23 protein-coding genes are annotated in these 26,091 nt (G+C 61.7%); 9 read left to right on the top strand and 14 right to left on the bottom strand.

Translation table 11 applies throughout. The features are described from left to right. Nucleotides 1-31: 31 nt before the first annotated feature. Both Q1A71_RS05570 and Q1A71_RS05565 read right to left on the bottom strand, forming a co-directional pair. Nucleotides 32-1,159: an ABC transporter ATP-binding protein gene (locus Q1A71_RS05570; RefSeq protein ID WP_299672756.1), complete on the bottom strand. Its 1,128-nt coding sequence runs from the start codon at nt 1,157-1,159 to the stop codon at nt 32-34. Between the two features lie 78 nt (nt 1,160-1,237). Beyond that, complete coding sequence (locus tag Q1A71_RS05565; RefSeq protein WP_299672753.1) at nt 1,238-2,320, bottom strand: polyamine ABC transporter substrate-binding protein; 1,083 nt, start codon at nt 2,318-2,320, stop codon at nt 1,238-1,240. 154 nt (nt 2,321-2,474) lie between these two features. Between Q1A71_RS05565 and Q1A71_RS05560 the strand changes: the two genes are divergently transcribed. The 7 genes from Q1A71_RS05560 (at nt 2,475) to Q1A71_RS05530 (ending at nt 10,398) form a co-directional block, all read left to right on the top strand. Beyond that, nucleotides 2,475-3,179, top strand: a complete 705-nt coding sequence (locus Q1A71_RS05560) for a GntR family transcriptional regulator (protein ID WP_299672750.1) — start codon at nt 2,475-2,477, stop codon at nt 3,177-3,179. Nucleotides 3,180-3,250: 71 nt separating this feature from the next. Then, entirely contained in the window at nt 3,251-4,648 is a 1,398-nt protein-coding gene (locus Q1A71_RS05555; RefSeq protein ID WP_299672747.1) for an aspartate aminotransferase family protein, read from the top strand. A gap of 234 nt (nt 4,649-4,882) precedes the next feature. Next, nucleotides 4,883-5,983: an ABC transporter ATP-binding protein gene (locus Q1A71_RS05550; RefSeq protein WP_299672744.1), complete on the top strand. Its 1,101-nt coding sequence runs from the start codon at nt 4,883-4,885 to the stop codon at nt 5,981-5,983. A gap of 119 nt (nt 5,984-6,102) precedes the next feature. Then, the gene (locus Q1A71_RS05545) at nt 6,103-7,215 is read left to right on the top strand and encodes an extracellular solute-binding protein (protein WP_299672742.1); all 1,113 of its coding nucleotides are present in this window, start codon (nt 6,103-6,105) and stop codon (nt 7,213-7,215) included. Between the two features lie 70 nt (nt 7,216-7,285). Next, nucleotides 7,286-7,576, top strand: coding sequence for a DUF1330 domain-containing protein (locus tag Q1A71_RS05540; RefSeq protein WP_299672739.1), 291 nt, complete (start codon nt 7,286-7,288; stop codon nt 7,574-7,576). Continuing rightward, on the top strand, nt 7,576-9,216 hold the full coding sequence (locus tag Q1A71_RS05535; protein ID WP_299672736.1) for an ABC transporter permease: 1,641 nt from the start codon (nt 7,576-7,578) through the stop codon (nt 9,214-9,216). Before Q1A71_RS05540 ends, Q1A71_RS05535 begins: the two co-directional genes overlap by 1 nt. A 3-nt stretch (nt 9,217-9,219) precedes the next feature. Further along, nucleotides 9,220-10,398, top strand: coding sequence for an ABC transporter permease (locus Q1A71_RS05530; RefSeq protein WP_299672733.1), 1,179 nt, complete (start codon nt 9,220-9,222; stop codon nt 10,396-10,398). Between the two features lie 46 nt (nt 10,399-10,444). Here Q1A71_RS05530 and Q1A71_RS05525 read toward each other — a convergent pair whose 3' ends face one another. Both Q1A71_RS05525 and Q1A71_RS05520 read right to left on the bottom strand, forming a co-directional pair. Next, the gene (locus Q1A71_RS05525) at nt 10,445-11,785 is read right to left on the bottom strand and encodes a lytic murein transglycosylase (RefSeq protein WP_299672730.1); all 1,341 of its coding nucleotides are present in this window, start codon (nt 11,783-11,785) and stop codon (nt 10,445-10,447) included. A gap of 68 nt (nt 11,786-11,853) precedes the next feature. Continuing rightward, on the bottom strand, nt 11,854-12,573 hold the full coding sequence (locus Q1A71_RS05520) for a YafY family protein (RefSeq protein ID WP_299672727.1): 720 nt from the start codon (nt 12,571-12,573) through the stop codon (nt 11,854-11,856). A 79-nt stretch (nt 12,574-12,652) separates the two neighbouring features. Here Q1A71_RS05520 and Q1A71_RS05515 point away from each other — a divergent pair, with 79 nt between their 5' ends. Then, the gene (locus Q1A71_RS05515; protein WP_299672724.1) at nt 12,653-13,345 is read left to right on the top strand and encodes a glutathione S-transferase family protein; all 693 of its coding nucleotides are present in this window, start codon (nt 12,653-12,655) and stop codon (nt 13,343-13,345) included. Here Q1A71_RS05515 and rnr read toward each other — a convergent pair. The 6 genes from rnr to dapD all read right to left on the bottom strand — a co-directional run bounded on the left by rnr (nt 13,342) and on the right by dapD (nt 19,716). Continuing rightward, on the bottom strand, nt 13,342-15,597 hold the full coding sequence (rnr, locus tag Q1A71_RS05510) for a ribonuclease R (protein WP_299672721.1): 2,256 nt from the start codon (nt 15,595-15,597) through the stop codon (nt 13,342-13,344). The two genes, Q1A71_RS05515 and rnr, sit on opposite strands and share 4 nt — an antisense overlap. A 5-nt stretch (nt 15,598-15,602) precedes the next feature. Beyond that, on the bottom strand, nt 15,603-16,202 hold the full coding sequence (locus tag Q1A71_RS05505; RefSeq protein WP_299673196.1) for a TIGR04282 family arsenosugar biosynthesis glycosyltransferase: 600 nt from the start codon (nt 16,200-16,202) through the stop codon (nt 15,603-15,605). Between the two features lie 72 nt (nt 16,203-16,274). After that, nucleotides 16,275-17,420 (bottom strand): succinyl-diaminopimelate desuccinylase, encoded by a 1,146-nt coding sequence (dapE, locus tag Q1A71_RS05500; protein WP_299672718.1) that lies wholly within the window; start codon nt 17,418-17,420, stop codon nt 16,275-16,277. 93 nt (nt 17,421-17,513) lie between these two features. Next, a complete protein-coding gene (locus Q1A71_RS05495) occupies nt 17,514-17,867 on the bottom strand; it encodes a hypothetical protein (protein ID WP_299672715.1) in 354 nt (117 codons plus the stop codon). A gap of 10 nt (nt 17,868-17,877) precedes the next feature. Then, complete coding sequence (locus tag Q1A71_RS05490) at nt 17,878-18,789, bottom strand: hypothetical protein (protein ID WP_299672712.1); 912 nt, start codon at nt 18,787-18,789, stop codon at nt 17,878-17,880. 99 nt (nt 18,790-18,888) lie between these two features. Next, entirely contained in the window at nt 18,889-19,716 is an 828-nt protein-coding gene (gene dapD, locus Q1A71_RS05485; protein WP_299672709.1) for a 2,3,4,5-tetrahydropyridine-2,6-dicarboxylate N-succinyltransferase, read from the bottom strand. 139 nt (nt 19,717-19,855) lie between these two features. On the opposite strand from dapD, the gene Q1A71_RS05480 reads away from it, so the two are divergent. Beyond that, on the top strand, nt 19,856-20,698 hold the full coding sequence (locus tag Q1A71_RS05480; RefSeq protein WP_299672706.1) for a TIGR00730 family Rossman fold protein: 843 nt from the start codon (nt 19,856-19,858) through the stop codon (nt 20,696-20,698). A 21-nt stretch (nt 20,699-20,719) separates the two neighbouring features. Here Q1A71_RS05480 and Q1A71_RS05475 read toward each other — a convergent pair whose 3' ends face one another. From Q1A71_RS05475 to Q1A71_RS05460, 4 genes are all read right to left on the bottom strand, one after another. Continuing rightward, nucleotides 20,720-22,024, bottom strand: a complete 1,305-nt coding sequence (locus Q1A71_RS05475) for an HlyD family type I secretion periplasmic adaptor subunit (RefSeq protein WP_299672703.1) — start codon at nt 22,022-22,024, stop codon at nt 20,720-20,722. Next, entirely contained in the window at nt 22,021-23,757 is a 1,737-nt protein-coding gene (locus Q1A71_RS05470; protein ID WP_299672700.1) for a type I secretion system permease/ATPase, read from the bottom strand. Before Q1A71_RS05470 ends, Q1A71_RS05475 begins: the two co-directional genes overlap by 4 nt. A gap of 256 nt (nt 23,758-24,013) precedes the next feature. Beyond that, a complete protein-coding gene (gene kynU / locus Q1A71_RS05465; RefSeq protein ID WP_299672696.1) occupies nt 24,014-25,201 on the bottom strand; it encodes a kynureninase in 1,188 nt (395 codons plus the stop codon). Continuing rightward, nucleotides 25,201-26,034, bottom strand: coding sequence for a tryptophan 2,3-dioxygenase family protein (locus tag Q1A71_RS05460; RefSeq protein WP_299672693.1), 834 nt, complete (start codon nt 26,032-26,034; stop codon nt 25,201-25,203). The genes kynU and Q1A71_RS05460 overlap by 1 nt, the downstream gene beginning before the upstream one ends. Nucleotides 26,035-26,091: the final 57 nt, after the last annotated feature.

The following is a 26,091-nucleotide window of genomic DNA, read 5'->3' as shown; positions in this document are numbered from 1 at the left end:
CAGGCCCGCACCTCGATATGTGTGTGTCGGCTCACTGGCCCAGCAAGACACCAGCCGTGGCCGTCCAGGAAACCCAGACGGGATCTTCCCAGGTGAAACTCCGACGAGATATGCGACGGGTGTTCGCCGTCTGCGCCTTCAGGATGAGCCCCGTCGACAGCTCCACGTGATAGGTGCTCAGATTGCCCAGATAGGCAATGTCGAGCACTTTGCCTTGGACGGCATTCTCCGCCTCTGCCGGCCGTTCGGAACTGATTGCGACCTTCTCGGGCCGAATGGCCAGATGACAGGCCTGGCCATCCGAAAAAGCGTGATCGGAGGCTGCAACAAAGGGCGCATGCGCATCCGCCCAGTGTAGCTGGAACGTTCCTGTCTCGGCCGGTCGCGCCTTGCCGGATATGATGTTCACATCGCCGATGAAATCGGCGACATAGACGCTGTTGGGCGCCTCATAGATTTTCTCGGGCGTCGCCACCTGCATGACCCGACCTTCATCCATGACCGCCACGCGGCTTGCGACGGTCATCGCTTCTTCCTGATCATGGGTCACGATCACAAAGGTGGTGCCGGTCTTCTCCTGAATATCCATCAGTTCGAATTGCGTCGCCTGCCGCAGCTTGGCGTCCAATGCGCCGAGCGGCTCATCAAGTAGGAGAAGCTTGGGCGCCTTCGCGAGGCTCCGCGCCAGGGCGACACGTTGACGCTGGCCGCCGGAGATCTGATGCGGCTTGCGGCGGGCGAACTTCTCCAATCGCGTGAGTTTCAGCATCTCCAAAACCCGCGCATCAATCTCTGCCTTCGGCAGCTTGTCCCGCCGCAGCCCGAAGGCGATGTTCTCGTAAACGCTCAAATGTGGGAACAGTGCGTAGGACTGAAACATCATGTTCACGGCGCGCTTATTGGGGGGGACCGCAGCGATGTCCTGCCCGGAGAGTTCAATCGTCCCGGATGTCGGTGTTTCGAACCCGGCCAGCATCCGCATCATTGTCGTCTTGCCACAGCCGGAGGGCCCAAGAAGCGCGAAGAACTCGCGCTCGAAAATATCCAATGTCAGGTCATCTATGGCCGTGAACTCACCAAACCGCTTCGTGACACCGCGAAATCGGATCAGCGGTTTTTCATTCGGGTCGTCCCAGGGGGCGAAGACGGTCTGCGTCACGTCATGTCCTTCGTGTGCCTGAGCGCGAACTCATGCGAGACGGGCGGAGCATCCTGCCCCGCCCGCCGTGTTCATCTCTCAGGTGCCGGACTTGATCTTGGTCCAGAGGCGCGTGACCACGCGCTGCACCTTCGCCGGGTAGGGTGTGACGGTATAGAGGTTCTGCAACGTCGCCTCATCCGGATAGATCGCGGTGTCACCGATCACATCCTCTTCGAGGAACGGCTTGGAGGCCTCGTTGCCGTTGGCGTAATAAACATAGTTCGATGCTGCCGCCATGTTCTCGGCATCCATGATGAAATTCAGGAACGCATGGGCCGCTTCCGGGTTCGGCGCATCCGCCGGGATCGCCATCTGGTCGAACCACATCAGCGCCCCTTCGGACGGCGCGTTGTAGACAATCTCGACCCCATTGTCCGCCTCTGCCGCACGATCACGGGCTTGAAGGATGTCACCGGACCATCCAAAGGCCACGCATATGTCTCCATTGGCCAGCGCGTTGATATATTCCGAACTGTGGAATTTCTGCACGTAAGGGCGCACGCCCATGAAGACCTCTTCCGCCTTGGCGATCACCTCCGGGTCATGACTGTCCGGGTCCTCGCCGATGTATTTGAGCGCGGCCGGAATCATCTCCGTCGGGGCGTCGAGGAAATGCACACCACATTCGGAAAGCTTCTCCATGCTCGCCGGGTCAAAGATCAAGTTCAGCGATCCAAGTGGGGCATCCGCACCAAGCAATTCCTGAACCTTTCCGACATTCGCACCGATGCCGGTGGTCCCCCACATGTAGTTGATCGAATACTCATTGCCGGGGTCGTATTGGGCCGTCCGCTCTTCAATCGTTGCCCACATGTTTTCCAGATTGGGAAGCTGCGACTTGTCGAGCTTCTGGAAGGCCCCCGCAGAAATCTGGCGTTGGAGGAACGTGCCGGTCGGCACAACGACGTCATATCCCGATCCGCCTGCCAGCATCTTGGTTTCCAGAACTTCGTTGCTGTCGAACACGTCATAGACCAAGTCGATACCGGTCTCGGCTTCAAACTTCTCCAGCAACGCCTCATCAATGTAGTCGGACCAGTTGTAAACGCGCACTTCATCCGCAACCGCAGACATTGTGCACAGCGCCATTGCGGCGCAGCTCAGCATGAGCTTTTTCATATCATACTCCCGTTGATATAGACCGGGTTTGTCCCGGTTTCGTCAATTTTGATCAAGTTTTGTCCCTCGCGGCAAGATGCTTTATGCTTTCACGCCATGACAGGCCGCGCAAGAGACTGGGGGCGCGGCCCCGGCCAACGACGGAGGACCACTCATGCAATTGCTCAGAAAACCGGCAGCCTCCGCCGAAAAGCCCCGCGCCGACCGCCCCGCCCACCAGCATGTGTATGAACAACTCAGGATGCGCATTCTGTTCGGGGATCTTGCGCCCGGGCAGGCCGTCACCATTCAAGGGCTGGTGGACAGTTTGGGCGCGGGTATGACTCCGGTGCGCGAAGCCATTCGCCGGCTGATCTCGGATGGAGCGCTCAGCATGCTGGGAAATCGCCGCGTCATCGTTCCAGAACTGACGGAAGACTGCATCGAACAACTTGATTTCATGCGTCAATCCTTGGAGCCTCAACTGGCGCGTCGGGCTGCATCCCGTATTGACGCTAATGGTCTTTCCGCGCTGAAAGGCTGCGACGACGCATTGAACGTTGCCATCGAACGTGGCGACATCGCGGGCTATCTCACTCACAACTATCGCTTCCACGCCACCCTCTACCAGATTGCGCAGGCGCCCATCCTCAGCGCCACGGTGGATCGCCTCTGGCTGCGGTTCGCTCCGTCCCTTCGGGTGGTCTGCGGGCGCTACGGAACGCTCAACCTGCCCGACAAACACGCAGACCTCATGATGGCCTTTGCTGCGGGCGATGCGGATGCAGCAGCCAGAGCCATGGCTGAAGACGCGCATCAAGGCATGCTGCAAATCCGAGCATCGCTGGAAGACGCAGCAGGCGACGAGCGATTCGATTGACACCGAATAATTTGATCATATTCTTCCAGGGTGTGGGACACTCCCCGCTTTTTCCAACCGACAGGTCCTGAATGCCGGCGATTACCAACCATATGCCCACGTCCGAGCTGCAGGCGCTCGATGCGGCGCATCACATGCATCCTTTTACGACAAATGATGATCTGGCGGACAAGGGTGCGCGTGTCATCACACGCGCCAAGGGTGTCTATCTCACGGACAGTGAGGGCAATCAGATCCTTGACGGTATGGCGGGGCTGTGGTGCGTCAACATCGGCTATGGACGTGCCGAGATGGCGGACGTCGCAGCCCGACAGATGATGGAATTGCCCTACTACAACACCTTCTTCATGACCACGCATGTACCCGCCATCGCGCTGGCGCAAGAAATCGCCAAGCTCGCGCCGGACGGTCTGAACCATGTGTTTTTTGCCGGCTCAGGTTCAGAAGCAAACGACACCAATATTCGCATGGTGCGGACGTATTGGGCCGAGAAAGGCCAGCCCGGGAAAACGCATATCATCAGCCGCAGGAACGCCTATCACGGCTCATCGGTCGGGTCGGGGTCTCTCGGCGGAATGAGCTATATGCACGCTCAGGGTGGGATGCCGATCCCGGGCATTCATCACATCAATCAGCCCGATTGGTGGGCCGAAGGCGGAGACATGAGCCCCGATGAATTCGGGCTGGCCCGCGCGCAAGAACTTGAGCACAAGATCCTGGAACTCGGCGAAGACAATGTCGCGGCCTTCATCGCCGAACCGGTCCAGGGGGCAGGTGGGGTCGTTGTCCCGCCCGACAGCTACTGGCGCGAAATTCAGCGGATCTGCGATGCCTATGATATTCTGTTGATCGCCGATGAGGTCATCTGCGGTTTTGGCCGCACGGGGAATTGGTTCGGAAGCCAGACACTCGGCATCCGCCCCGATATCATGACCATCGCAAAAGGACTGAGCTCGGGGTATCAGCCGATCGGTGGGTCGATTGTCCGCGAGGAGATCGCCGAGGTGATTGGCGCAACCGAATTCAACCACGGCTATACCTACTCCGGCCACCCTGTGGCCGCTGCGGTTGCGATGGAGAATCTGCGGATTCTGCAGGAGGAAAATATTCTTGAACACGTCCGAAACGTCGCCGCGCCCGCTCTCAAGGCAGGGCTCGAAGAGCTTGCCGAACATCCGCTGGTCGGCGGACTGTCCATCAAGGGAATGATGGCCTCGCTGCCTTTGACGCCGCACAAGGAAAGCCGGGCCAAGTTCGCAGTGGAAGACGGAACGGTAGGCTACATGTGCCGCGAGCGCTGTTTTGCGAACAATCTGGTGATGCGCCACGTCGGGGACCGAATGATCGTATCACCTCCGTTGGTCATCACGCCGGAGGAAATCGACATTCTCGTGGCGCGCGCGCGCATGGCGCTTAACGAAACCTATGCGCAGTTGAAAGAGCAGGACTTACTGAAGCCCGCGTCTTGAGCCAGCAGCGTGTCATCGCTGGAGTGGCCTCTCCGAGGCTGGCCGGAAATTCTGCTGCGACACGCCGGATCCGCAGCACATCAGCTCATACTCTGGTCGAAGGTCGGCAAAATCGCCTTGAATGGCCAACAGGGCCCTTCAAAACGCGTTAAGCGCTTGCACCTTGTCAGTTTCTTCGTGTTAGATTTGCGGCAATCAGCGCGGAAAACCGCCGGCACAGACGGGGAGCCACCTTTGGCCGATACAACCACTGCCGATGCGTTCGTCGAGTTCGAGCGTGTACAAAAAAGCTATGATGGCGAAACACTTGTCGTCAAAGACCTAAACCTTGCCATGCCGAAGGGCGAATTTCTCACCATGTTGGGGCCATCGGGGTCGGGCAAGACCACCTGCCTGATGATGCTTGCAGGCTTTGAGACCGCCACGCATGGTGACATCCGCCTCGACGGCCAATCGATCAACAATATCCCGCCACACAAGCGCGGCATTGGGATGGTGTTCCAGAACTATGCGCTGTTTCCGCACATGACGGTCGCGGAGAATCTCTCGTTCCCGCTGGAAGTGCGCAAGATGGGAAAATCCGACCGCGAAGCCAAGATCAAGCGGGCGCTGGATATGGTGCAGATGGGACACTTCGCCGGACGCCGACCATCGCAACTGTCGGGGGGTCAGCAACAGCGGATTGCCCTTGCCCGCGCGCTGGTCTTCGAACCGGAGTTGGTCCTGATGGACGAACCGCTGGGCGCGCTCGACAAGCAACTACGCGAAACCCTGCAGTTCGAAATCACCAACCTTGCGCATGATCTCGGGATTACCGTGGTCTACGTCACGCACGACCAGACCGAAGCGCTGACCATGTCCGACCGTGTGGCGGTCTTTGATGATGGCCGCATCCAGCAGCTTGCACCGCCCGATCAACTGTACGAGGCGCCCGAAAACAGTTTCGTGGCGCAGTTCATCGGTGAAAACAACACGCTCGAAGGGGTGGTCAAGGAGATCAAGGGAGAGACTGCCCTGATCCAGCTTGACGGGGGCGAGGTGATCGACGCGAAACCCGTGAATGTGGCCTCCGCCGGGGACCGCACCCGCGTCTCGATCCGGCCCGAGCGGGTTGAATACAACAAGAGCCGCCTCAGCGAGGACGCCCACACTCTCAAGGCCGAGGTGCTCGAATTCATTTACATGGGGGACATCTTCCGCACGCGGCTGCGTGTCGCGGGGACAGATGACTTCGTGATCAAGACACGCAACGCGCCGGATGTGGAGCGTCTCGCCCCCGGACAGCAGATCGAGATCGGTTGGCTGCCCCAAGATTGCCGCGCACTGGACGCCTGATGGCGCACCGCGCGACCCGTCACGCCCATGCACTGGGCGCGACCCGACAGAGGCGGTGGCCAAGCCCGTTGCCACCCGCCTGACACCAAGCCAACGGGCACATAACTGGGAGACTACACATGAAACTGACCAAGACGCTTCTGGCCTCGACGGCCCTGACAGTTGCCAGTGGCATGGCCTTTGCAGACGGCCATATGGCGTCCGAGATGACGATTGTCAGCTGGGGCGGCGCCTACTCCAACTCACAGCAAAAAGCCTATCACGATCCCTACATGGAGAAGACGGGCATCAATATCATCAACGACGAAAGCTCGCCTGAAGGTGTCGCCAAGATGCGCGCACAGGCCGAGGCCGGGAATATCACCTGGGACCTGGTCGATCTGGAAGCCGCCGATGCGATCCGCGTCTGCGATGAAGGTCTGGCCATGGAAATCGATCACGATGAAGTTCTCGCTCCTGCGCCAGATGGCACACCGGCCTCCGAAGACTTCGGCGATATGATCGTGTCGGACTGCTTTATCCCGCAGATCGTTTTTTCGACCACCTTCGGCTACCGCACCGATCAGGTAGCAGACGGGGTGGAGCCTCCGAAAGGGGCCTGTGACGTCTTCGATCTGGAGACCTATCCGGGCAAGCGCGGGCTCAACAAGCAGCCGATCGCCAACCTCGAATGGGCGCTGCTCTGCGACGGCGTCGCCTATGAGGATGTCTATGACGTGCTGGAAACGGAAGAGGGCCAGGACCGCGCCTTTGCCAAGCTCGACACCATCAAGGATCAGACGATCTTCTGGTCTTCGGCCGCCGAAGCCATCCAGCTTCTGGCCGATGGTGAGGTCTTCATGAGCTCCACCTACAATGGCCGGCTGTTCTCGGCCATCGAGGAGCAGGGCCAGCCCATCGGCATGGCCTGGGACTGGCAGATGTTCGATCTCGACGGTTGGGTGGTTCCTGCCGACCTGCCGGAAGACCGCCTCGCGCGGGTGATGGACTACCTCTATTTCGCGACCGATACGCAGCGTCTGGCGGATCAGGCGAAATACATCTCCTATGGCCCTGCGCGCGCATCCTCTGCACCGCTGGTCAGCACGCACGCGGAGTTGGGCATCGACATGGCACCGCATATGCCGACCGAGCCCAGCAACGCCGAAAACACCTTTGTAAATAACTACACTTGGTGGGCCGACTACCGCGATGATCTGGATTCGAAATTCCAGGCTTGGCTGACGCAGTAAGCGCCATTTACCACACACCACTGGGAGGGGCCGCACTGGCCCCTTCCGACACACGGAAAAGGACGCGACCATGCCCAAGGGATACATCATCGGCAACGTCGAGCTGCACGACGCGGAGGGCTATAGACCCTATAGCGCGCGCAATGATGAGCTTGTGCCACGTTATGGCGGCCGCTTCCTCGCACGCGGTGGACCCTCCGAGATCCTCGAAGGAGAGAGCCGCTCGCGACATGTCATCATCGAGTTTCCCTCCTACGCGGACGCGCTCGCTTTCTACAATGACCCAGACTATCAGGAAAATCTGAAGATCCGTCAGGCCTGCTCGGATGGAACTATCCTCGTGGTCGAAGGGATCGAGTGATGACGGATGCCGCGCAAGACAATGGGCAGATGCTGGCCGCCGATGGCAAGCCTCTGAAGTCCAGCCTGAACCGCGCCTTGCGCCGTCAGAAACTGCGCGCGCTCGCACTGATCGCGCCCTTGCTGATCTTCGTGCTCATCACCTTCATCGCGCCGATTGCCGATATGCTCTTTCGCTCGGTCGAGAACCAGATCGTTTCGGATACCTTGCCCCGAACGACCGAGGCTCTCGCCGATTGGGACGGGGACACGGGTGAGATCCCCTCGCCGGAGGTCTTCAAGGCGCTCTACACCGACATGTTCATCGCCCAGGAACGCAAATTGCACACGCGGCTGGGGTCGCGGCTAAACTATGAGCTCACCGGGATCTCCTCTCTTTTCCGCAAATCCGGTCGCCGGGTCGAAGATATGGGCGAGGTGTATCAGGATCAGTTCGAAGACCTGAACGACTTCTGGAAGGACAGCGAAACCTGGAACGCTCTGATGGGCAGTGACGCCTGGCTGGCCGAGCAAGCCGCCTGGGACGAGACATCCGACAGCCGCCAACCCCAGTTCGAGCTCCGCGAGGAGATCGAGGGCCTGCTGCCTCAAACCGCCGCCACCTTCGAGATCTTTGCCGATTTCGTCCAGAACGACGACGAAGACAATCTGGCAAATGAAGACCCTTGGGCACTGGTTTACTCCGCGCTCTACGACGATCTGATCGTGGAACCGGACATCTCCGGATACGCCGGTCCGGGCTCTGCCGAACTTCTTGAAGCCATGGCCGCCGTCAGATCCTTTGAAACCGTTGACTATCCCGCCGCCTTCGAAGAGGTCGACGAGGACTGGCACAGCATTCCGGTCTGGCAGACAATCCAGACCTACAGCCCCGACTTCACCTCGGGCTATTTTCTCAATTCCGTGGACATGAAGAAATCGCCCGACGGGCCGGTGATCCGCCCCGAGGATGAGCAGATCTATATCAAGCTCTTCATCCGCACCCTCTTCATGTCGCTGGTCATCACCGGCAGCTGTATCCTTCTGGGCTACCCGGTGGCCTGGCTTCTGGCGAACCTGCCGGCGCGGACGGCCAACCTGCTGATGATCCTGGTTCTGCTACCTTTCTGGACGTCACTCCTGGTGCGCACCTCGGCGTGGAAGGTGATGCTGCAACAACAGGGCGTCGTGAATGACACGCTGGTCTGGCTGGGCCTCGTGGCCGATGACAGCCGCCTTGCGCTGATCAACAACCAGACCGGCACGATCATCGCCATGACACATATCCTTCTGCCCTTCATGATCCTGCCGCTCTATTCGGTGATGAAGACCATTCCGCCCAGCTATCTGCGCGCCGCGAAATCTCTGGGCGCCACCAACTGGACAGCCTTCTGGCGGGTCTATTTCCCGCAGTCCGTGCCCGGCATCGGCGCAGGCTCGATCCTCGTCTTCATCCTCGCGATTGGCTACTACATCACCCCCGAACTCGTCGGCGGCACCACCGGCACGTTCATTTCCAACCGGATCGCCTATCACATCTCCAGTTCGCTGAACTGGGGGCTCGCAGCGGCCCTTGGCGCGATACTCCTGGCGCTCGTCCTCGCGCTCTATTGGGCCTACGACAAGATCGTGGGCATCGACAACGTGAAGCTCGGAGGCTGATCCATGTCCGCATTGACCCCCGTTTCCCGGACGCCGGTGTCCTTCTACGTTCCGGTCGTCGCGCTGGCCGGAGCCTTTGCCGGTCTGCTTGTGGGCACCGCACAGGGCAGTTCCCTGCTGGGCGTCATCGGGGGCGCGATCCTGATGGCAGCAGCAGCCTACCTCACGACGCAAGTTGTACAGGCGGAACGACCCAGCCGCTGGGCGTTGATCGTCATGGGCGCGCTCGCGGGTCTTGTCATCGGCGGGATCGCTGCGGCTCTGATCGGAGCCTTCTTTGGCTGGTTCTTCGGATGGTTCACGTTCTGGCTATACGAAGGGCGATACCGCGCCTACGTCGCACCCTATCTCACGCCAGGGCAGGTGCTGTGGCATCACACCTTCCGCATGATCTGCGGCGCGATCCTGATTTTCCTCATCACGCCCATCCTCGTCGTGATGCCGCTGAGCTTTAACGCTGAGGATTTCTTCACCTTCACGCCGGAAATGCTGCGCTTCGATCCGGCCGGCTACTCGCTCAAGCATTACGAGGACTTCTTCACCAACTCCGACTGGCAGGGCGCGCTCGCCAATTCGGTGAAGATCGCACCGATGGCCACGCTGTTGTCGGTCAGCTTCGGCACTCTCGCGGCCATCGGGCTGAGCCAGCCACACGTCCCTTTCCGCCGCGCGATCATGGCGATCCTGATCTCGCCCATGATCGTCCCGCTGATCATCTCCGCTGCGGGCATGTACTTCTTCTACAGCCGCATCGGGCTGCAAGGCACCTACATCGGCGTCGTGCTGGCTCATGCCGCCCTGGGCATTCCCTTCGTCATTATCACGGTGACAGCCACCCTCGTCGGCTTCGACAACTCCCTGACACGGGCCGCCGCCAATATGGGGGCAGGGCCCGTCACCACGTTCTTCCGGGTACAAATGCCGCTGATCCTTCCCGGTGTGATCTCGGGCGGTCTCTTCGCCTTCATCACCAGCTTCGATGAAGTGGTCGTCGTGCTCTTCGTCGGCTCGGCCGGACAGAAAACACTGCCCTGGCAGATGTTCACGGGCTTGCGCGAACAGATAAGCCCGACGATCCTGGCGGTGGCGACGATCCTCGTGATCCTCTCCATCGCACTGCTCACGGTCGTTGAACTGCTGCGCCGCCGGTCCGAACGGCTGCGGGGGATGTCCCCCGCCTGACCGCAATGGGATTTCAGGGATCCCAAAAAGGCCTTACAGCAATGCTCTAGCGCAGTCTTTTGAGCAGGCTGAGGGAGGCATAGCCGTCCTGCACCAATCCCTGATTGCGCTGATAGGCACGGACCGCGGCGATGGTCTTGGGCCCGATCCGACCGTCCACACCTTGGGTGCTGAACCCCGCCCGGGTCAGACGCTGCTGCAACTCCTTGCGCTCCGAAAAGGTCAGAGCCCGGTCTCCGCGCGGCCAGCTCGCCTGGATCGCAGGGCCACCCTTGATCCGGTCACTCAGGTGGCCGACACCAATCACGTAAGCATCCGCCGTGTTGTAGCGCTCGATCACACTGAAGTTCTTGAAAATCATGAAGGCCGCGCCCTGTCCGCCCGCTGGCAGCAGGATCGACGCGCGGCCATAATTTGGCACTGCACGCCCGCGCATGTCCACCACGCCGAGTTGCGCCCACTGCCCGGGCGTTTTCGTCACCTTCCGGTTGGCCTGCGCATAGTTGAAGCCGCGCGGCAGTTGAACCTCCACACCCCACGGCTGGCCTTTGACCCAACCAAAGCGCTTCAGATAAGCGGCCGTCGAGGCCAGCGCATCAGACGGATCGTCAGCCCAGATGTCCCGCCGCCCGTCGCCGGTGAAATCAACCGCGTAGGCCAGATATGACGTCGGGATAAACTGCGTGTGGCCCATGGCACCCGCCCAGCTTCCGGTCATGTTTCGCGGGCTGGTATCCCCGTTCTGCAGAATTTTCAGCGCGGCGATTAGCTGTTCTTCGAAAAACGCGCCGCGCCGACCGTCATAGGCCAGCGTGGCGAGAGACTGGATGATGTCGTTCTTGCCACGGTACTCTCCATAGGCGCTCTCGAGCCCCCAGACCGCCACGACGACCTCCTTCTCGACGCCATAGCGCGCCTCGATCGCCTCCAGCTTGCGCCGATGTTTCCGCAGCGCGTCCTTTCCGTTCCGCACCCGCGTATCGGATGCCGCGCTGTCGAGATACTCCCAAATCGTCTTGGTGAATTCCGACTGGTTCCGGTCTCGCCGGATCACATCCGGATCGTATTGCACCCCCCGAAAGGCGGCCTGAAGGGTGGATGCCCGGATGCCTTGCGCCCGGGCCCGTTGTTCAAAACCGCGAATCCACCGCTCGAACCCTGGGTTCGACGCGATTTGGGTCGCAGGGATCAGAGGTGCGACCGCTCGGTCCGGGCGCAACTTGGGCCGGATGGCGGATGCAACCACAGTCACGTCGCTCACGACAGGCGCGGGGGCCTCCGCTGGCCGCAAGACCGGCCTCAGCGACTGGGTGCTGCCCAAAGCACCGACACTTGTCCCCACCAATGCAGTTGCAAAAGCAACTGCGCAAACCGATTTCAACCGCATGATGTGCCCTACTGCTGCTCTTTATTGTTGGGCGAAGTGTAGCGCGAGTCGGACGATTTCCAAAGGATTCAATCAGCGGTTATGCGGTCATTCGCCAATTGTTCCACCTCACAGCGGATGATTTCCAGATGTTCCCGCAACATCGGAACACGGCGCGGGCGAAAACTCTGATCCGTGCGCTGCAGGTTCCGCATGCGGTCCAGGCGGAAGGTCCTGAAATCCTTGCGCAGATGGCACCACGCCAGGAGCACATTGGTCTTGTCGAGATAGACAAGACCAAGAGGATCAACCTGCCGGATGGTCTCTGCTCCATTGCGGTCGCGATAGCCGAATGTGACGCTCACCTCATCCCAGGTCGCTGCCCGCAGCCCCGCCACATCAATCTCGATTTCCGGCAGGCTGACAAAGCGGTGGGCATCCAGCACGGCATGCTGCAGACGATGGGCCTGACGCGGTGGAACGCGCGCCTTGATCTTCGCAAGTGCGGACCGTGCCGCCTTGGCAAGCGCCGGATCGCCGATCACCGCCACATCGCGCAAACCGAGCACCAGCGCCTCCAGCTCATCGTCCTCAAAGCCCAAAGGCGGCAGCGCCGCGTCCTCGATCAGCGTGTAGCCAAACCCGGCCTCCCCGTCGATCACCGCGCCCATGCTGCGCAGCGCATCAATGTCACGATAGATCGTGCGGGGGGACATTTGCATCTCATCCGCCAGCTGCGTCGCCGTCACCGGAGGTGGCAACCGGCGCAGCGTCTGCATCATCTGAAAGAGGCGGTGTGTGCGGCTCATACAGCGACACTACCACAAGTGGTGACAGAAAGTGACAGCAGCTGCGTATAAACCTTACCCGACAGACAAGGAGCGTCCCATGATCACATTGCTCACCTACCCGCCCGCTTTTGGCCAGTTCTCAGGCAGCCCGTTTTGCATCAAGGCCGCGCATCTGCTGAACCTCTCCGGCCAGCGCTGGAGGCGCGAAAACACGCTTGATCCCCGCATGATGCCCCACCAGAAACTGCCGGTGATCCGCGCCGAGGATCAACTGATCGCAGACAGCGACATGATCCGGTCTTATCTCGAAGCGCAGGGCGCCAGATTCGACAGCGGCCTGTCAGAGATGGACAAGTCGACCTCGCGCGCGTTCATCCGGATGGCAGAGGAGCATCTCTACTTCCATATCGTACTGGACCGTTGGGGAGACGACTTGGCCTGGCCCGAAATCCGCGAGACCTACTTTGCCTCGGTGCCGAAACTGGTGCGCCGGATGGTCGCCCGCCGGATACGCAAAAACCTCTTGGCGGCGATGTATGTCCAGGGTCTGGGGCGCTTCACGTCCGAGCAGCGGCTGGCGAGGCTGGAGCCTGATCTGGAAGCCATCGTGACGCGCCTCTGGCAGAACCGGTTCCTCTTCGGGGACCGCCCGACCGCCGCAGATGCCTCCGTCGGGCCTATGCTCGGCGCCGCGATCTCAAGCCCGGGCGAGACAGCACTTTCGAATCGGATCAAGGAGAATGCCGTGTTGATGGGCTATGTCTCCCGCGTAGAAGAGATGCTGGCCTAGCGCCGCGTCCGCTTGACCTTGCGCCGTGTCTTCTCAGCCCGACGTTTGGCCTTGATCCGCCCGCGGCGCGGCGGCCTGCCCGCAGGCGACCGGCGGCCCTGCGGAATGGCATCGCCCTCCAGCGCCAGAAGCTCAAGCGCGATACCACCCGTAACCGGCGTGGCCTCGGCAAGGCGTACGGTCACCCGCTGTCCAAGGCTGATCATGAGCCCTGTATCTGCACCCATCAGCGTCCCCGCCTCGGCATCATAGTGAAAGTATTCGCGCCCAATCGACCGCATCGGAACCAGCCCGTCGGCTCCGGCGTCGTCCAGCTTCACGAAGACACCGAAGCGGGCAATGCCGCTGATCCGACCGCTGAACTCATCGCCCACGCGCTCACTCAGATAGGATGCGATGTAGCGGTCCGTGGTATCGCGTTCGGCAATCATGGAGCGCCGTTCCGTATCCGAGATATGCTCCCCGATTGCTTCCAGTGCGTCATAGTCTTCGGGTCTGAGCCCGTCATTGCCCCAACCATGGGCCGCGATCAGCGCGCGGTGAACCACCAGATCGGCATAGCGCCGAATGGGAGAGGTGAAATGCGCATACCGCGACAGTGCCAGTCCGAAGTGCCCAAGATTGTCCGGCGCGTAATAGGCCTGGGTCATCGCGCGCAAAGTGGACATATTGATCAGTTCCGCATCCTCGGATCCCGCTGCCGCGTTCAGCAACCGATTGAGGTGGGCGGTCTTCAGGACCTGACCCTTCGCCAGAGCATAGCCGCTGGCCTGCGCCGTCTCACGCAAGGCGTCGAGCTTCTCTGGGCTCGGCTCTTCATGGACGCGGAAGAGAAGCGGGACCCGCTTCGCGATCAGCGTCTCCGCGGCGGCGACATTGGCGAGGATCATGAACTCCTCGATCAATCGGTGCGCGTCCAGCCGGTCCTTGAAGCTGACCGACGTCACCTGCCCCGCGTCGTCCAATTCGATCCGCCGTTCGGGCAGATCCAGATCGAGCGGCTGGCGCCGCGCACGCGCCGCAACCAGAGCCTCATAGGCCGCATAGAGCGGCTTCAACACGGGCTCCAGCAGCGGACCACAGCGATCATTCGGTGCGCCATCGACAGCCTGCTGAACCTCTTCGTAGTGGAGCGACGCAGGGGACCGCATCAATCCGCGATGAAAGCTGTGTGAGAGCATGGTGCCCTCCGCATCCAGCTGCATGCGCACTGCAATGCAGGCGCGCGGCACCCCTTCATGCAGGGAACAGAGATCGCCCGACAGCCGGTCCGGCAGCATCGGAACCACACGATCCGGAAAATACGTGGAATTGCCACGCTTGCGCGCCTCTCGGTCCAGCGCCGAGCCCGCCGTCACATAGGCCGCCACATCCGCAATCGCGACCCAGACGATATGGCCGTCCGGGTTCGAAGGGTCCTCGTCAGCGTGTGCATAACAGGCATCGTCGTGATCGCGCGCATCCGATGGGTCGATGGTGATCAGCGGAAGATGCCGCAAATCCTCGCGCCCCTTCAGGCCAATCGGCTTGGCGCGGTCGGCTTCGGTAATCACGTCATCGGGGAAGCTGTCGGGAATACCGTGCTGGTGGATCGCAATGAGCGAGACAGCCTTTGCCGCGGATGGATCTCCCAGTCGTTCGACCACCCGGGCGCGTGGCAGCCCCATGCGCCCCTTCGGCCCAGCCTGCTCAGCCTCGACCAGTTCCCCGTCTTTGGCTCCGTGCGTGGCGCCCTCGGCCACGACCCATTCCTTGTCCGATCCCTTGTCGACCGGAACAATACGCCCCCCCTCCGCGGTCTTGCGAAATACTCCGAGGATACGGCGCGGGTTGGTGCCGATGCGGCGAATGAGCCGCGCCTCATAGTGATGCTCCTCGCCCTTGATCAGCGTCAGCCGCGCCAGGATCCGGTCGCCTGACCCCAGCGCCGGGTCAGCGGCCCGCGTGACAACGAGGATCACGGGCTCCACGCCCTCGCCCTGCCATTCCATCGGTTTGGCAAAAAGGTCGCCATCGGCATCCGGGCCGGTGATCTGAAGCACAGAGACCGGGGGCAGACGATCGGGATCCTGATAGCTGCGCTTGCGCTTTTCGAGGTGACCCTCGGTTTCGAGTTCCTTCAGCACGCGCTTGAGGTCAATACGCGCGGCCCCTTTCACCCCGAACGCCTTGGCAATGTCGCGCTTCGCGGTCAGCGTCGGGTTTTCGCTGATCCAGTCGAGAATGTCGGACTTTGAGGGGATGCGGCTCATGCCCCTCAGGTAGCACGCACATGCTGGGTCGTCATGCGCAAATCGTCGAGACCATCCACGTCCCGCAATTCATCGACATGGGCAAGGCGCAGATCACCCAACGTCGCCGCTGTATCGCACAAGGCATGCTCCGTGGACCAGCGGACGCCGCGAAAAAGCCCAGGCGGGACGGCCCGCGCCGCTTTCAATCCAATGAGCCAATAGCCGCCATCCGGCGCCGGTCCGACGACGGCATCCGCGCGCCCCAGGGCGCGGAACGCGCGAAAGATATGATCCCGCCCGATGCCCGGAATATCCGCACCCACGATGCAGATATCTCCGCCCTTGAAGCGGCGCAGCATCCGACGCATGCGATCTCCCAGGCTACCGGCACCCTGCGGGGTCCGGGGCAAATGATGGGGCCAGACACGGCTGGCCAGGCCCTCGGCATCCGGGCTAACCGCCAGCACCACCGACCATCTCGGATCCTCCAGACGGCGCAACAGCGCCCTGCTCTGATGTCGAAACCACCACGCCGCGGGCACCATGCCGATATCACGACCCAGGCGCGTCTTCACCCGCCCGGGGTGCGGCTCCTTGAGCATAACGATCACGGTGCGTTTCATCGTCCGCGGCACGGTCGACCCAGCACCCCTCTGCACATCGTCACGCCGCCCACGCCTGCCAGCCACGAATTATCATGCGAAGTAGTCTTTCAGGATCCGGCTGTAGACGGCCTTGAGCTGCTCGATCTGGGCAACCTCCACATGTTCATCCACCTGGTGCATGGACTGACCGACGAGGCCGAATTCGACAACCGGGCAATGATCCTTGATGAACCGCGCATCGGAGGTGCCACCGGTCGTCGACAGAACCGGGACAACACCGGTCTCCGCAGCAACGGCTTTGCTGACAAGCTCGGAGAGAGGGCCCGGTGGCGTCAGAAAACTCTCCCCGGAAATCTTGATCCGCAGCTCGGTTCTGACACCGAACTCTGCCTCAATCCGGGATATCTCCTCCCTGATCCACGCGCTCAAGGAGGCGCCACTATGGCTGTCATTGAACCGGAGGTTGATCGCGGCAGAGCACTCCGCGGGGATCACATTCGTGGCGGCATTGCCTGTGTCCACGGTCACGACCGCCAGCGTTGAGGGGTCGAAGTACTCCGTTCCCTGATCCAGCTCATGACTGGCCATCCGGTCCATCAGGCGCATCATCGCCGGGAGCGGGTTCAGCGCCCTGTGGGGATAGGCAGAATGCCCTTGCTTGCCGATCACCTTGACCCAAGCGGACATGGATCCGCGGCGCCCGATTTTCACCATCTCACCCATGCGATCCGGGCAGGTGGGCTCCCCGACGAGGCAGACGTCCATCCGCTCGCCGCGGGCGTCCATATGGTCGAGCAACGCGGTCGTCCCGTCGACCGCATCGCCTTCCTCGTCCCCTGTGATGGCAAGGATGATCGCCCCATCCGGCGGTTGCGTCGTCACGAAATCCACCGCTGCTGCGGCAAAGGCGGCCACGCCTGACTTCATGTCCGTTGCACCGCGACCGTAGAGAATGCCGCCGTCGATCTCCGCGCCGAACGGTGGCATGGTCCAGGCGGCCTCATCACCAATGGGCACCACATCCGTATGACCATTGAACCCGAAGGTGCGCGCATGCCCTTTCTCGCCCCACCGCGCAAAGAGATTGCGAATTCCGCCGCGGTCCGCCCAGCTGCACTCAAATCCTGCGGTCTCCAGAAGATCATGCAGGATGTCGAGAGCGCCCTCATCCGCCGGTGTCACGGACGGGCAACGCACAAGATCAGCAGTGAGCGCAACGGGATCTGTCACGGGCATGGCAGGGTGTCCTTCCAGAATGAGAGCGAGTCGTCACCGGAGCGCCAATCCGGAGGACAACACTGGTTTCGCGGTCGGGCTGCGCCGGATCGGCTAGTCCGCGTCTGTGGCCGGATGCGTGTCATAGAAGGGCTCCATCTGCGCAATGATCACAGCGTTCTCGTCAAGCGCCCGCTGCATCAGGTCACGTTCCTCGTCGCTGATCTCATGTCCTTCGGCCAGCCGGTCCGCCAGCGTGCCATAGCCCGTGACGTCGAGCGGCGCGGTCTCCGCCTGTTTGAGCACCGCAACGGTTTCACGCACCGCCTCAGCCTCGTCCACCCCGCTTGCAAACACGACGAGGCCCGCACCTGTGGCGTTGGCTGGAAGACCGTCGCCCTCCTTCCGGCCGATCTGCACAACCAGCGTATAGACCTGCTGCCGCGAGGCTTTTTTGTTCTGTGCCATGCCCCTTCTGTTAGGGCTTGGCAAACGGGACCACAACGGCTTTTTCAACCAGCCTGTCCGGCGCCCATCCGGAATAGGGTGCCCAATCCACAGAGGACTCATAAAGATGCCGGACGCCCGCGATGATCGCATTGCGCAGGTTCGACTTCATGCGAAGATAGCGCGGCGCATGTTCTTCCCAGCGAAACGCCATGCGGCCCTTGGCATCCCGCGTGACAATGGCATCCAGCAGGATCATCGCCGTGCAATACGCAAAGGCGGCATGCTCCGGATCCAGCGAGACCAGTTCGACGACCTCGCCCGGAAACCAGCCGCCATAGTCCGACAGGATGCAGCTGCCGTTGAGGCAGTTGTCGAGCGCCTTGCGGTGTACGATGCGCGTATCTTCGGGGGCCGCCTTGCAGACGAGATCACGCAGGCTGTCCGGCATCGCGCAGGCCACGACCTTCAGCACACGGATCAGATCATCGGCGTCATACGTCTGCAGATCGCGCCCCTCGGGCAGTTGCTCGAGATTGACCCGCCGGGTGGTATGCGCCCAGCGATATCCGTTCATCACCGCAGCCCGGACCGGCGATGGCCCCTTGCGGTAATGCTCTCGGAAGGCATCCCAGTTCCAGAAAAGATCGTCATGGCCCGCGCCACCCTGAAGCCTGTCCGCCAGCAACAGCGCCGTCGCGGACAAAAACGCATCCGGCCCCTTGTCGGGCAGCGCCGCAATCAATAGCAGATCAGCGTGGATCGCCTCCGCATCCGCTGTCGACAAAACACCCTTCTGGTCGAAAATGACCCGCCGCAGAACCTGCTTCTGCGCCGGCTTCAGACGCTCCGCCAGGCCCGTGAACCCGATGGCCGCAGCCGACTGCAGGTCGCCAACGACCTGAAGTGTCTGAAATGATATGGGTACAGAGGCGTGACGCATATTTTGGCCATAGTAGACCATGCAGGCCGGATTATATCCAAGCCCTGACCTTTGCCGGGTATTCCTGAGGCAACACTGCCCCAGGTGTTAATGCGGAGTTTAATCGCGCAGCAGTTCGTTGATGGAGGTTTTTGAGCGCGTCTGCGCGTCCACCTTCTTGACGATGACGGCACAATAGAGGTTCACACCGTTTTTCGATGGCATCGACCCGGCCACGACAACCGACCCTGCCGGAACTTCGCCATAGGTGAACTCGCCGGTTTCACGATCCACGATCTTTGTGGATTTCCCGATGAAAACCCCCATACCAAGGACGGAGCCTTCGCGCACGATGCACCCCTCGACAACTTCCGACCGCGCACCGATGAAGCAATTGTCCTCGATGATGGTCGGGCCCGCCTGCATGGGCTCCAGCACACCGCCAATGCCCACGCCACCCGAAAGATGCACGTTCTTGCCGATCTGCGCACAGGAGCCAACCGTAGCCCAGGTGTCGACCATCGTGCCTTCGTCCACATAGGCACCGAGATTGACGAAAGACGGCATCAGCACCACGCCCGGCGCGATGAAGGCGGACTTGCGCACGACACAGTTCGGGACCGCACGGAAGCCCGCCGCCTTCCACTGATTGTCCCCCCAGCCTGCGAACTTGCTGTCCACCTTGTCCCACCAGCCGCCCTGCTGCGGCCCGCCCGACTGCATCTCCATGTCCTTGATGCGAAAGCCGAGGAGCACGGCCTTCTTGGCCCACTGATTGACATGCCAGTCACCGCCCGGCTGCCTTTCGGCCACGCGCAGGCTGCCACTGTCCAGCGCGGCCAGCGTGTCCTCGATGGCCTCGCGGGTCTCACCGGTCGTGGCGGGGGTGATTGTATCCCGCGCGTCCCATGCGGCTTCAATCGCAGTTTCAAGCTGTGCGTTGGACATCAGGCTCCCCCAAGCAAAGAATTAATATGCCGCGCCTATACAAGCCCGACGGCATACGCGCAATCCATCTGCGTCAAAGCCATTGCATCTGGGCACGCAACATGTCCCCCTAGCACCCAAGATGGATCGGAGAACCGGAATGAACAGACCCCGCCACCCGCTGCGCGACGCGCATATGGACCGCGACGCGGTTCAAGACGTACCGGATACACCCCAAACCCGCGCGCCCGCCTACCGGCTGGCGTTTGCCGACGAGGATTTTCTCTGCCGTGAAGAGCTGCGCCCGGTGCGGCTGCAGCTGGAACTCTTGAAACCCGAGATGATGCTGGATGCGCATAACATCACCAGCACGATTGTCCTCTTCGGTGGTGCGCGCATCCCCAGCCCTGCGAACAAGGGCAGCGCCCGCACCAAGACCCTCGCGGATCTGTCGCACTTCTACGACGAGGCGCGCGAGTTCTCGCGGCTGATGACCCTGAAAAGCCTGGAAAGCAGTGGGCGGGAAAACGTGGTGGTCACCGGCGGTGGCCCCGGCGTGATGGAGGCGGGAAACCGCGGCGCAATCGACGCGGGCGGGCACTCCATCGGGCTGAACATCGTCCTGCCGCATGAGCAGGCGCCGAATGAATACGTGACCCCGGACCTCTGCTTCAACTTTCACTACTTCGCGATCCGCAAGATGCATTTTCTGATGCGGGCCAAGGCAATCTGCGTTTTTCCCGGTGGCTTCGGCACGATGGATGAGCTCTTCGAAACGCTCACGCTGATCCAGACGGGCCGAATGCAACCCGTGCCCGTTCTGCTCTTTGGCAGGGATTTCTGGGAACGGATCCTCAACTGGGAGGCCCTCGCCGATGCGGGCACCATCTCAGAGGAAGATCTGTCGCTCTTCCGCTTCGTCGACAGTGCCGACGAGGCGATGCGTCTGATCGACGCCTGGCAGGAGCTGCCGGCACGCAGGGAAATTCCGGGGCGCAGCTGATGCACGACGCCCGGAGAGGCCTCAGCTCTCGCGGAACGCCCGCGCGAAGTAATCCGTGACTGGCTTCACAAGATAGGCGATGGGCGTGCGATCCCCGGTCTTGATATAGGCCTCGACCGGCATCCCGGGGATCAGCACGGTGCCCTGCGCCAGCTTGTCGACCTCGCCGTCGTTCAGCACGATTTCCGTCCGATAATAGCTCTGCCCCGTGACCTCATCCTCGAAGGCATCCGCCGAAATCTGCACGACCTGACCATAAAGCTCAGGCGTCGTCCGCTGATCCAGCGCTGACAGCCGCAGCGTCACCTCCTGCCCCGCCACCAGTTGATCCACGTGGATCAGATCGACCCGCGCGGCAATGACGAGCGGCCTGTCCTGCGGCACCAGGAACATGACCGGCTCGGCCGCACGAATGACGGATCGGGGCGTGCGCACCTGCATGTCATAGATCACGCCGGACACCGGCGCCCGGATGTTGAGCCGGTCGATCTCCTCGCGCAGCGCATTGCGTTGCTCCAGAAGCTCAAGCTCCTGCGCCCGCAGATCCCGCAGCCGGGTGATCGCCTCCTCACGGGCTCCGGTGGACAGCTTGAGCCGTTCGATCTCGATCTCCGTGATCCGCCCCTGCGCCTCCGCCTTCGCTGCCGCCAACTCGCCCAATTGTCCGTTCAACCCCGCTGACTCGCGTTGCAGCGCCAGCACGGTTCCGGCCTGCGTCAACTGCCGCTCCAGCAGGGATTGCTGATTGGCCAGTTCCTCTTCGATCAGCGCAAGTTGCTGGGACAGAGAGACTTCCTGCGCCTCGATCCCGACGATCTGGCTCCGGATCTGTCCGGACCTCTTGGACAGCTGATCAATCTCCTGCGCAACAGAGGCACGCCGCGCGTTGAAGAGGTTCCGCTGTCCCTCAATCAACTCCCGCACGTCCGTGTCCGACTCGCCTGCCGCAAGAACCTCAGGGTCGAAGTCGATGGTATCGACCTCATCGCGCTCGGCCTCCAACCGGCCGCGGCGGGCCATCAGTTCGAAAAGCTGATCCTCCACAATGGTCAGCCGCGAGGTCAACTGCGCCCCGTCCAGCTTCAGAAGCAGATCGCCCGCATCGACGGTATCGCCCTCATCGACGAGGATTTCCGCCACCGTGCCGCCGGTTTCGTGCTGCACGATCTGGCGGTTGCGGTCGACCTCGAACCGCCCCGATGACACCACGGCGCCCGATATCTGGGTCAGGGCCGCCCAGGCGCCGAACCCGCCGACGAGCACGATGAGGCCCAGAAACCCCAGAATGAGTTGCGTCCGAGCGGACCATTTCGACGCGTCGCTCATGTCACACCTCCCGCACCGGCCGGAGCCTTCTTGATCTGCTTGTGGTTCTTGACCATGCCGGCCAGCACCTCATCCTTGGGACCGAAAGCCAACCGCATGCCATTATCCAGCACAAGCAACAGATCGCACTCCTGAATGGCAGCCGGCCGGTGCGCCATGATCAGCACCGAGCTGCCGTTTTTCTTCAACATCCGAATGGCGCCATTCAAAGCCTGGCTGCCCTCGTTGTCGAGATTCGAATTTGGCTCGTCCAGCACCACGATCACCGGGTCCTTGTAGAGCGCACGCGCCAGTCCGATCCGCTGCATCTGCCCGCCGGACAACCGCGACTGGCCCGCCGCTATCACCGTATCGTACCCGTTGGGCAAATCCAGGATCATCTGATGCGCCGCTGCCTTCTTGGCAGCAATCACGACCTTCTCCGGGTCGGGGGTCGATTCGAGTCGGGCGATATTCTCCGCAATCGTCCCATCGAAGAGCTGCACTCGCTGCGGCAGGTAGCCGATGTGCTGTCCCAGAACATGCGGCGCATATTGATCGAGGGTCGCCCCATCCAACCGGATCGACCCCGCAGTCGGCGCCCAGACACCGGTCAGCGCCCGAGCCAGGGTCGACTTGCCCGCCCCCGACGGCCCGATCACCCCGATGGCCTGGCCGGGTTTGACATCGAAGGTCAGCGACTTGAGCGACGCCTGACGCTCGCCCGGCGGCACCACGCTAAGCAGTTTCACCGCAAGGTTCGCCTTCGGGTTCGGCAGAGGCGTCCGGTCTCGTTCCTCAGGCACCGCACCCAGAAGCTCGCTCAGATTCTCCCACCCTTTGAACGCGCGCTGCACGACGGGCCACTGGTTCAGCGCCAGTTCCACCGGCGCCAGCGCGCGCCCCAGCAGGATCGAACCCGCGATCATCGCACCCGCAGTCATCTCGTTGTGCAGCACAAGCCAGGCGCCAATACCCAGCATCGCCGACTGCAGCAGCAACCGCAGCGCTTTCGTCAGCGAGGTGAAAAGCCCGGTGACATCGGTGGCCTGCACCTGCCGCCCCAGCGACTGATCGCGCGCCGTCTGCCAGCGCGCAAAGGCGGCATCCCGCATCCCCATGGCCTGAACCATCTCGGATTCGGTGCGGATCTGATCGGACATCTGCGTGGCCACATGGCCAGCATGCGTCGCACTGGCCTGCGGCTCGCGCGACAGCAGCTGGTTCGCCAGGGCGATGATCACCAGCACCGCTGCACCACAGACCGCGAAATACCCCAAAATCGGATGAAACAGGAAAATCCCCGCAAAGAAGACGGGCGTCCAGGGCAAGTCAAAGGCCGCCATCAGCACCGGCGACGTCATCAGCCGCTGGACTGATTCCAGATCAGCCAGACCGGTCTGCGTCTTGAGATCGGGCGCCACGACCGACTTGCGCACCACCGCGTCAAACACCCTGCGGTCCAGATCCGCCTGAAAGCGCGCACCGACCCGCGCCATCACCCGACCGCGTGTGTAGTCGAGCAACCCCATGATGCTGTACATGAAGATCACGATCATCGAGAGCGCGATGAGCGTCTCCTGCGATCCCGACCCCAGAACACGGTCATAGACCTGCAACATGTAAAGCGGCCCGGTGAGCATGAGCAGATTGGCAAACAGGCTGAACAGAGCCACCGCCCAATAGAGCGACCGGCTGCGCTTGCGCACCCGCTTCAGCTCCTTGCGTCCGATCTTCGCGTATGACGTCTGCATTGCGTTCTTCCGTCTCTGTCTATCCGGCGGCGTACCCTACACCGGGGTCAGTGCTTCGCCGAAGCGGCGATCCTGCAGGGGGGCCATGCAGTTGTGAAGATTTGCGCGGCCTGCAGACCTGCGCATGCCATCGCGCTCATCATGTCAGAAATACCTGCCTGAATCAGGCCCTCGTCGCCACTGTAGTTAGCGACTTCATATCAAAGACGGGCGGTGCGGCAAGGGTTTGCCCTTCAATTGCGCGCGCCCTCTGTCATCACGTGACGCGATTTGCCGTGCGATAGGCGGGATTGTCCCACAACCGGTCCCCGATAACGGCGGCAAGGTGCTCAACCGCCGACATCACGTCCGATGCCTCCAGATAGAGCGGCGTGAAGCCGAACCGCATCACGTTCGGCGCGCGGAAATCCCCGATCACGCCGCGCTCGATCAGGGCCTGCATGGCGGCATAGCCGTGTTCAAAGGCAAAGGACACCTGCGACCCGCGGATCGCCGCATCGCGCGGGCTCACAAGGCTCAACTGCGGGCACCGCGCCTCGACCTCCCGGATGAAAAGCTCCGACAACGCAATGGAGGCCGCGCGGACCTCTGCCATCTCGATGTCGTCCCAGATCCGCAGCGCCTCTTCCAGGGCAGACATCTGCAGAACCGGCGGCGTTCCGACCCGCATCCGCTCGATCGACGGGGCAGGGACATAGCTGGTCTCGAAGGCAAACGGCGCGTCATGACCCAGCCAGCCTGAGAGCGCCGGCTCTGCCTGCGTCGTCAGATCCGGGCGCACATAGATGAAGGCGGGCGCGCCCGGCCCGCCGTTCAGATACTTGTAGGTACAACCAACCGCGAACTCGCATCCCGACCCTTCCAGATCGACCTCCAGAGCACCGGCACTATGCGCCAGATCCCAGATCATGATCGCGCCCGCCTCCTGCGCCTGTCGGGTGATCGCGGTCATGTCATGCTTACGGCCGGTCCGGTAATCCACTTCGGTCAGCAGCACGGCGGCCACCTCGTCATTGATGGCCTGAGACACCGCTTCGGGATCGACCGTGCGCAGCTCAAATCCGGCATCCTTCAGCCGAATGAGGCCTTCCGCCATGTAGAGATCGGTTGGAAAATTTCCGGTGTCCGAGAGAATCACCTTTCGATCCGGCCGCATCGCAAGGGCCGCAGACAGCGCCTGAAACACCTTGATCGACAGGGTATCCCCCATCACGACGCTGCCGCGGGGGGCGCCGATCAGTCGGGCGACCTTGTCGCCGACCCGCGCCGGCTGCTCCATCCAGCCGCAGGCGTTCCACCCCCGGATCAGCGCCTGGCCCCACTCCCCGGTCACCACGCCCTGTACCTTTTCAGCGACACCTTTGGGCAGCGGTCCCAGAGAATTGCCATCAAGGTAGATGACACCCGAGGGCAGATCGAAGAGGTGCTTTTTCGGCAAGGTCATCACAATCCTCCGCGCAGGTGCCAAAGTTCGGGAAACAGCTCCACCTCCAGCATGCGCCGCAGGTATTTCACACCGCTGGTCCCTCCGGTCCCGCGCTTGAACCCGATGATACGTTCCACCGTCGTCACGTGGTTGAACCGCCATCGGCGGAAGTAATCCTCAAGATCGACAAGTTTCTCCGCAAGGTCATAGAGCGTCCAATGTGCCTGTGGGTCTTTGTAGATTGTCGTCCAGGCCTCTACCACTGCCGGGTCCGAAGTGTGCGGCGTGTCCATGTGGAAGATGGACGGATCGAACGTCAGATCAAGTTCACGTTCCAGAAGACCCAGCGCCACATGATAGAGAGAGGGCTGCGTCAGCTCGTATGCCAACATCGCGTGCAGTTCTGTGCGATGCTCATGCACCTTCATCATCGCGCGGTTGCGGTTGCCGAGGATGAACTCGATCAGCCGGTACTGATGAGACTGAAAGCCGGAGGATTGTCCCAGATCACCCCGAAACGCGGTATAGTCGCTGGGCGTCATCGTGCGCAGCACATCCCAGGCGCTGTTGAGCTGCTCGAAGATCCGCGCCACGCGCGCCAGCATCTTGAACACCTCCTGCGTCCGGCCCTGCAGCATCAGGTCCCGCGCTGAACTCAGCTCATGCAGGGCCAGCCGCATCCACAACTCCGATGTCTGGTGCTGCACGATGAAGAGCATCTCGTCATGCGCATCCGACAGCGGTGTCGCAGCTCCGAGCAGCCCGTCCATGCCCAGATAATCGCCATAGCTCATGTCTTTGGAAAACGACATCTTTGCGCCATCTTCGGCGGGATCGTAGGAATCGCTCATGCAAAGGGCCTTTCCTGGATACGGCGGGATCGCGGCCATCATAACAGGTCTCGTATG

The sequence above is a fragment of the uncultured Roseobacter sp. genome (genome assembly GCF_947493125.1).
GTDB lineage: Bacteria > Pseudomonadota > Alphaproteobacteria > Rhodobacterales > Rhodobacteraceae > Roseobacter.
Note: the sequence above shows the minus strand (reverse complement) of the source record. Positions and strands in the feature narration are given on the sequence as shown.